This is a genomic window from Candidatus Palibaumannia cicadellinicola, from assembly GCF_002855795.1.
In the GTDB taxonomy this organism is placed as follows: Bacteria; Pseudomonadota; Gammaproteobacteria; order Enterobacterales; family Enterobacteriaceae; genus Baumannia; species Baumannia cicadellinicola_C.
This window is the reverse complement of sequence record NZ_NJPO01000002.1, coordinates 1-8378: the sequence shown is the minus strand read 5'-3', so window position 1 is coordinate 8378 and position 8378 is coordinate 1. Positions and strand designations below refer to the sequence as shown.

Sequence of the window (8378 nt, the reverse complement as noted above, 5' to 3'; positions counted from 1 at the left end):
TATTTAATTAATATGTACTATCTATGGGGCTGTTTCTGGATTCGACAGGATTTACGTAACCCTAGGTGCATGCCGAGGTTAGGTTATCTCGTAAAAAAACCTAAAATAAATAATTGCAAATAAATCGCAATACGAATCTGCTGCATTTGCATTAGCAGCTTAAATCTGCCTAAAAACAGAAGATTTCCTCTCTCCCTAGTCTCCGCTCTTAGAACAGGGAATCAAGAGAGGTCAAACATAAAAGAGATCGCGTAGATGTCTAGCCTAGGACTCAAACGTTAAAATTTAATTAGGCTAGTTTTCAGTTGCGTGTCTGTTCGCAGTTGACAAACAAAAGTAAAGACAGAACTAAGCATGTAGTACCAAAGGCGTAGAAATTCTGGACGCGGGTTCAAATCCCGCCAGCTCCACCCACCTAACCCACCTCAAACGAAAATAGAAAATAACTCATAACTCAAAGCGACACTTGGAAGCCAGGGTTAAGAAAAGATACACGCGGAGTATAATTAATAGATTGTTTATGCCAGTCATTTACTTGGGCACCAGCAGCGATAGCGACTGCATGGCCAGCAGCAGTATCCCAAATATTAGTAGGGGTGAAACGCGGATAAATTTGTGCGCTACCCTCTGCCACAAGGCAAAATTTTAGTGATGACCCAATAGTCACAGTTTTATGCTCTCCTAGTTGTATTAGGTAATCATGTAGTTCTTGATTGTTACCATGAGAGCGACTAACCACAACTAGTGGGGGGCGCGCTTCTTTTACCGATAGTTTGAACCAATGGTTACTAGCATCTACTTTCCATGCGTTACTGTTGTCTGCCGCATACACTATATCCATGGCAGGTGCATATACAACCCCCATGACTGGCTTGCTATTTTCTATCAAAGCAATATTGACTGTAAACTCGCCATTACGACGTAAAAACTCTTTGGTCCCATCTAGTGGATCTACTAACCAGAAACAACGCCAATGCTGTCGTAAATCCCAGCAAGGCGGATTTTCCTCCGATAGGATCGGTATATCCGGAGTTAATTTCTGCAAACCAGAAACTATCACCTGATGTGCTGCTAGATCTGCAGTAGTAACTGGAGAGGCATCCGGCTTATTATTAAAGACCACCGGTTGATCCCCGTTATAGATCTGCATAATGGCATTTCCTGCCACGCGAGAAAGTTCTATAATTTGTTTTATCATATAAATGATCTTTTCACGCTTCAGCCATCACAACTACATTCAGAGTAACGAAAATATCGCTATGAACACGAATATTTACTACATGATTGCCAGTAGTACGTAGAACGCCATGAGGTAGGCGTACTTCACTTTTGTTGACATTAATACCAGCAGTAGTGATCGCATTAGCAATGTCGCGAGTACCGATAGAGCCGAATAATTTACCTTCTTCGCCAGCTTTCGATAGGAGAGTGACTCTTCCTAGTTCATTAATTTTATCAGCGCGGGCTTCAGCAGTAGCCTTAATATCAGCAAGTTTTGCTTCTAATTCCACACGACATTTTTCAAAATACTCAACGTTTTTTCTCGTAGCTGGCACAGCTTTACCCTGTGGTACTAGATAGTTACGGGCATAGCCCGCTTTTACGTTAACTTGTTCACCCAAACTGCCAAGGTTAGAAACATGATCCAGCAAAATTACTTGCATAAACTTATCCTCTGATATTGGATAATAGTTAGTACTCTTAAGTATAGAGTATAGTAGCAAACTATCTGTTATTTATGAAGATCAGTGTATGGTAATAGAGATAAGTAGCGTGCACGTTTGATCGCACGGGCTAGCTGACGTTGATATTTCGCACGAGTACCTGTGATACGGCTAGGGACAATTTTGCCGCTTTCGGTTATGTAATTTTTCAGTGTGGTGATGTCTTTATAATCTATTTCAATAACGCTTTCCGCAGTAAAACGGCAGAACTTGCGACGACGGAAATAACGTGCCATATGCTATGTTAGTCTCCAGAATCTATCAAATCAATCTGCTCAGCATGCAATACCATTTTGCTGAGTCCATTACGTCCTTGATGACTACTGATGAAACCGTGTACAGTAATTTGTTCGCCGACCGTTATACGGTGAGTAATCTGGTTTGAGGTTTTTCCACTTACTACGACGGGTACCCTACACCATGCCTGGCGTGCAAAACCAGCTTCCTCCTGCACAGAACGATGCTCAAGCACAAATTGGCAATGTGTGATACCAGATGGACTGACTTTTCTAATGGGCGTCTTGCAAACCGTGCCTGATAACATCAGACGGTTAGCCATCATACATTACTCATTATTTACCTCTGAATTGGCCTCAGAATATGTTTTCGTTTCTGTAGCTAAATCTTCACGGTATTCATCTTTTGTCTTTAGCATGGGAGATCCTTCAGTTACTGCATGCTTCACACGTATTATCATACTACGGATAACCGCATCATTGAAGCGAAAAGATTTTTCCAGCTCGTCTATTACTTTCTGTGATGCTTCTAAGTTTATTAAAACATAGTGCGCCTTATGCAGTTTTTTAATGGGGTAAGTCAACTGACGGCGGCCCCAGTCTTCCATACGATGAATTTGACCTTTAGCACTGGTAATAACAGCGCTGTAACGTTCAATCATTCCAGAAACTTGTTCGCTTTGGTCAGGATGAACCATCAAAACAATTTCGTAATGACGCATTAAATTGCTCCTTACGGATACACGGATACGGACTCTTTAGCCTACTATCAAGGAAGTAGGCAGTGTCTTGTTAAAAACAACGGGCAATTGTACTTATCAGATCTGGTAAAAACAAGGACTAAGGCTGATTATTATGTTACCGCGAATAACATCAAACGGAAAACGGAAAAAAGCGATGGTATATGTAAGCTACACTAACTAAGTACTTATGAAATTGTGAACGACAGTTATAAACAAGCGATCTTTTGTCGTTGTCGGACCGCCTCGAAAAGACAAATACCTACCGCTACTGAAACATTCAGCGAAGATACAGACCCAGCCATGGGTATACTAATAAGCTCATCGCAATGTTCTTTGGTCAAACGACGCATCCCCTTACCTTCCGCACCCATAACCAATGCTATCGGCCTAGTTAAGTTTAATTTCTTCTGATAAAGGTTATGGACTGCCTCAAGGGCGGTGCCAATAATCCAGACATGATATTCTTGCAATAGCCGCAACGTACGCACTAGGTTGGTAACACGGATAAGTGGTATGGTTTCTGCCGCGCCACTGGCTACTTTTTTAGCTGTAGCGTTCAAATGTGCCGAACGATTACGTGGAATAATGACAGCATGTACTCCGGCAGCATCGGCACAACGTAGGCAGGCACCTAAATTATGAGAATCAGTGATACCATCTAACACCAGCAACAGAGGAGCGGCATGATGCGGATGCGGTACCAGCAGCGCTGGTAGATCTTGTTCCTGAAACTGGGGTTCTTGTTGCTGCACTAGTGCTATGATTCCCTGATGCACAGCTCCTTCTACTTGTCCATCCAGCCACTTGCGATTTACTAGCTGAATCATAATATTTGCTTGCTCTAGTTGTTTAATTAGCAATTTAAAGCGCTGGTCATCGCGTTTATTGAGAATATAAACTTCTCGAAACAATTGGGGAGCGCGTTTTAAAAGAGCCTGCACAGCGTGAATGCCGTAAATAATTTCACTCATTCTTCCGTGTCTGTTTACCTTGTACTTTGTTCTGTAGGTGAGTAGGTTAGCTAGCAGCTAGGTGCTGCTGATTTGGTGGCTGCTTTTTGCTTTTTTGATCATTGCGCCGGGTTGAGATCAAGGAAAAGTTAATTTTGCGCTCACTCATATGTATTGCTTCGACACGAATTCCTACTGCGTCACCAATCCTATAGATTCGACCACCCGATTCGCCGATTAGCCGCTGACCAACATTATCGTAGCGGTAATAATCATTATCTAGTGATGATACATGCACCAAACCATCGATAAACAGTTCATTAATACGTACAAAGAAACCAAAGCAAGTTACGTTGGCGATAATTCCGTCAAACACTTCACCTACATGGTCTTGCATAAAATCGCATTTCAGCCAATCAGCTACATTACGGGTAGCTTCATCAGCCCGCCGCTCGCTCATCGAGCACTGCTGACCAATCTGTAGCATTTCTTTAAGCTCTGAATGCCAGCCCCCGGTTGGAGTAGAACGGCCATTGACTTCGCCGTTTTGCCTACCTAACAGATATTTAATTGCTCGGTGCAACACTAGATCTGAATAACGACGGATAGGCGAAGTAAAATGAGTATAAGCCTGCAAAGCCAAACCGAAATGACCACGATTTTCAGGATCGTAAATTGCTTGTTTCATCGATCGTAGTAGCATTGTTCGTAACATTTCGTGATCTGTCCGGCCAGATATTAGACTCATAATGTCGGCATAATCTTTAGGTTTAGGCTGATCACCGCCGCCCAGGGTTAATCCTAGTTCTCCTAGAACAGTACGCAGTGAGGTAATATTATCATGACTGGGCCGATCATGTACCCGATATAGTGCAGGCTCTTTATTATTATCAATAAAACGTGCAGCGGCGATGTTTGCTAGAATCATACATTCTTCAATCAGTTTATGCGCTTCATTACGGACCACCGGCTCAATGCGTTCAATACGGCGCTCGGCATTGAAAATAAACTTTGCTTCTTCGGTTTCGAAAGATAGACCGCCGCGCTGTATCCGCGCATACTCCAGCTTTTGAGACATAGCATATAACTGGGTAAGAGGTTTAATTAGCGGCGCATAATCAGTACGCAGCTTTTGGTTGCCCTGCAATATCTGTAAGACTTTATTGTAGGTCAGACGTGCTTGGGAATTAATTACTGCTTCATAAAACTTATAAGAAGAGAGCCTGCCATGAGCGGAGATAGTCATTTCGCACACCATAGACAACCGGTCTACCTGCGGATTTAACGAACATAAACTGTTAGAAAGCACTTCAGGTAGCATCGGAATCACCTGAGACGGGAAATAAACTGAAGTAGAACGGTTGCGTGCTTCATAATCAAGCGGCGTATGTGGACGTACATAGTAGCTGACATCGGCAATAGCTACCCACAAACGCCATCCTCCGCGTTTTTTCTCGCAGTATACTGCATCATCAAAATCACATGCTTCCTCTCCGTCGATAGTCACCAACGGTAGCATGCGTAAATCAATCCGACCGCGCTTGGCCGCGTCCGGTACTTCTTCTTTCAAACCAGCAATCTGTTTTTCTACTTCTGGCGGCCATATATAGGGCAAATCGTGGGCACGCAGCGCAATATCTACAGCCATACTAGGGCCCATTTGCTCGCCGAGCACTTCTACTACCTTACCGATCGCTTTGGTGTAACGGTTAGGACGCTGAGTTAATTTCACTACTACCATGCAGCCGATATGAGCGTTATGCGTAGCTTCCGGCGGAATGAGGATGTTGAAACTAAGACGACTGTCATCCGGCACGACAAAGGCGCTGTGAGCATTTACGCCAAAGCGACCTACGATCGGGTTGGTTTTAGGCACTAGGACTCGCACTATACGCGCTTCTCTGCGATTTTTATGATATTCTCCCTGAGATTGTGCGAGAACTACATCTCCATGAATAGCAATTTTCATCTGTTCGGCAGAAAGATAAAAATCTTCTTTTCTGCCATCAACTCGTAGAAAACCAAAACCATCTCTATGGCCAATGACCGTACCACGTAGTAAATTTAGGTGTTCTGGTAAAACATAATACTGTCTATGGATAAAAATTAATTGCCCATCTCGCTCCATAGCGCGTAGGCGCCGGCGTAGACCTTCTAATTGTTCTGCCCCGCACAGATCTAGTTCCCGCGCTAAATCTTCACGGCTTGTCGGTGTCTCTCGCTTGGCGAGGTGAACGAGGATAAATTCCCTGCTAGGAACTGGGAACTCATATTTTTCGAACTGGGAACTCATATTTTTCTCTATCTCGTTCCAAAAAATGATATTTTGACATCATGCTACCTCCATAATGTTGTAAAAGGGTCACTGTGCAGGTAAGCAAGGCTTAGAAAATCAACCTGGATCTAATGTACCCGGTTTATTTTTTAATGTCAGTTTATTAGCTATGACACGCTAACACTAAATAGGTTACGTAAAATAATAGTATCGCTGCGATCTGGACCAGTTGAGATGATATCAACTGGTACTCCGGTAAGTTCTTCGATACGTTTAATATAGTTCCGCGCCGCTTCTGGTAAATTTGCTAACGCTTGCATTCCAAAGGTCGTCTCGCTCCAACCCGGTAGAGTTTCATAAATAGGTTCTATACCTTCCCAGTTTTCTGCCGCCATTGGGGTCGTCTGCATGATGCGACCATTCGGCATGCGGTAAGCAGAACATATCTTGACTTCTTTCAGGCCATCTAGCACATCAAGCTTGGTAAGGCAAAAGCCAGATAGGGAGTTGATATGTACAGCGCGGCGGAGAGCTACTGCGTCAAGCCAACCAGTGCGACGCCGGCGGCCAGTTGTAGATCCAAACTCATTACCCTTAGTACATAGAAACTCACCTATTTCTTCAAACAACTCTGTAGGAAATGGGCCAGCACCTACGCGTGTGGAGTAAGCCTTAACTATACCTAACACATACTCTATATAACGTGGTCCTAGGCCAGAACCTGTAGTAACGCAGCCAGCGGTGGTGTTCGAAGATGTCACATAGGGGTAAGTACCGTGATCGATATCTAATAGGGTACCCTGAGCACCTTCAAACATCATTACATCACCGCGCTGATAGGCGTTGTGTAGTAGCTCGGAGATATCAACTACCATACTGGTTAATATATCTGCCACAGCCATGACCTCGTTAAGTACCTTATGATAGTTAACAGATTCTACCTTATAGTAATGCACCAATTGAAAGTTATAGTAATCCATAACATCTTTAAGCTTAACGGCAAAAGATTTTTTGTTAAACAAGTCGCCTACGCGCAGTGCCCGTCGCGCTACTTTATCTTCATAGGCAGGACCGATGCCACGTCCTGTGGTTCCGATAGCGTTAGCGCCACGAGCTTGTTCACGTGCTATATCCATAGCAACATGGTAAGATAAAAGAAGCGGGCAAGCTTCAGAAATCCGCATGCGTTCGCGTACTGGGATACCTCGCGCCTCTAGTTCATGTATCTCTTTCATTAGAGCTTCCGGCGATAGTACGACGCCGTGGGCGATGATACTAATCACATTTTCACGTAGAATGCCCGAAGGAATTAAATGAAGGACTGTTTTTTCACCATGAATAACTAAAGTATGACCAGCATTGTGTCCTCCCTGATAACGAATGACATATTTTGCACGTTCAGTCAAAATGTCAACAACCTTCCCTTTACCTTCATCACCCCATTGGGTGCCAAGTACAACGACGTTATTACTCATATCTTACATTTACCAGATTACTTAAAAGTAAATTTTATCATCTGAATTTTATTTTTTCAGCACTTAATTTTATGCGATATTAGATGGTGGTAAGGTAAAGAGCATTGGTTTAATTCCTAATATATTCATCAGTGGATACTACGGTTGACAACTGTTTTTCTCGGGGATTTCATGAAGCGTAAAAAATCACTTTCCGGGCTGAGTACCATAATATTATTGTTGCCGTTGAAACTGTTCTCATATGCGCGTAGGCTACGGACAAAAACGTAGAATGCAGGATCTTCGTTAAAAGCTTCAGCATAAAGTTTAGCGGTCTCTGCATCTGCCTCACCACGAATAATCAGTGAGTGACGCTCTGCTTCGGCCAAGGTTCGGGTGACTTCATAGTCTGCAGTTGCACGCAGCTTTTCAGCTTCTTCCTGGCCCTGCGAACGATGACGACGGGCAACTGCCTCACGTTCCGCACGCATACGCTGATATATAGCATCAAACACTTCGGTCGGTAAGTTAATCTGCTTAATACGCACATCCACCACCTGAATACCAAGCGCCGCCATACTATTCGAGTTTACTGCCGGTTGAGGTTCCGAACCGTTAGTCTCGCGCTCAACACGTGCTGCCGCAGATGCGATGGCATTATCAGTAGCAGTCGATGGCAACTCATCGTCATCGCCAGAGGTCCCATGATTAAGCGCTTCCCGCACATCGGTCATCAGCTGATTACGTGAGTCGGTTACGATACCCTTGACATGCAGCCGCCCTAGTTCTGAACGTAAGCGATCGGAGAATTTACGTTTCAGCAGTACTTCTGCTTGTGAAATATCGCCTCCACCGGTAGCGAGATAATAACGACTAAAGTCGCTGATACGCCCCCTTATATAGGAGTCTACAATTAGATCTTTTTTTTCCATAGTAACAAAGCGATCCGCCTGATTTTCCATGGTCTGAATACGAGCATCTAAGTTTTTAACTGTT

Annotated in this window: 9 protein-coding genes and 1 other RNA gene; 1 reads left to right on the top strand and 9 read right to left on the bottom strand. The window is 43.7% G+C overall.

All coding sequences use genetic code 11. From position 1 onward, the window contains the following. The first annotated feature begins 25 nt into the window (after positions 1-25). Positions 26-413, top strand: a transfer-messenger RNA (tmRNA) gene (gene ssrA / locus CEX73_RS00060). A gap of 41 nt (positions 414-454) precedes the next feature. Here the strand turns inward: ssrA and cysQ are convergent. The 9 genes from cysQ to hflC form a co-directional block, all read right to left on the bottom strand. Beyond that, positions 455-1198: a 3'(2'),5'-bisphosphate nucleotidase CysQ gene (gene cysQ / locus CEX73_RS00055; protein ID WP_101626624.1), complete on the bottom strand. Its 744-nt coding sequence runs from the start codon at positions 1196-1198 to the stop codon at positions 455-457. Between the two features lie 13 nt (positions 1199-1211). Beyond that, complete coding sequence (gene rplI / locus CEX73_RS00050; protein ID WP_101626623.1) at positions 1212-1664, bottom strand: 50S ribosomal protein L9; 453 nt, start codon at positions 1662-1664, stop codon at positions 1212-1214. A gap of 68 nt (positions 1665-1732) precedes the next feature. Next, positions 1733-1960 carry a 30S ribosomal protein S18 gene (gene rpsR / locus CEX73_RS00045; RefSeq protein WP_101626622.1) on the bottom strand — a complete coding sequence of 76 codons (228 nt, stop codon included), beginning with the start codon at positions 1958-1960 and terminating at the stop codon, positions 1733-1735. Between the two features lie 8 nt (positions 1961-1968). Continuing rightward, on the bottom strand, positions 1969-2283 hold the full coding sequence (gene priB / locus CEX73_RS00040) for a primosomal replication protein N (protein WP_260080836.1): 315 nt from the start codon (positions 2281-2283) through the stop codon (positions 1969-1971). A gap of 6 nt (positions 2284-2289) precedes the next feature. Next, on the bottom strand, positions 2290-2682 hold the full coding sequence (rpsF, locus tag CEX73_RS00035; RefSeq protein WP_101626620.1) for a 30S ribosomal protein S6: 393 nt from the start codon (positions 2680-2682) through the stop codon (positions 2290-2292). Between the two features lie 227 nt (positions 2683-2909). After that, positions 2910-3674 (bottom strand): 23S rRNA (guanosine(2251)-2'-O)-methyltransferase RlmB, encoded by a 765-nt coding sequence (rlmB, locus tag CEX73_RS00030; RefSeq protein WP_101626619.1) that lies wholly within the window; start codon positions 3672-3674, stop codon positions 2910-2912. 46 nt (positions 3675-3720) lie between these two features. Beyond that, positions 3721-5946 carry a ribonuclease R gene (gene rnr, locus CEX73_RS00025; protein ID WP_101626618.1) on the bottom strand — a complete coding sequence of 742 codons (2226 nt, stop codon included), beginning with the start codon at positions 5944-5946 and terminating at the stop codon, positions 3721-3723. A gap of 149 nt (positions 5947-6095) precedes the next feature. Next, the gene (locus CEX73_RS00020) at positions 6096-7403 is read right to left on the bottom strand and encodes an adenylosuccinate synthase (RefSeq protein ID WP_101626617.1); all 1308 of its coding nucleotides are present in this window, start codon (positions 7401-7403) and stop codon (positions 6096-6098) included. A gap of 128 nt (positions 7404-7531) precedes the next feature. Continuing rightward, on the bottom strand, positions 7532-8378 hold an 847-nt coding region (gene hflC, locus CEX73_RS00015; protein ID WP_101626616.1), incomplete at its 5' end, for a protease modulator HflC.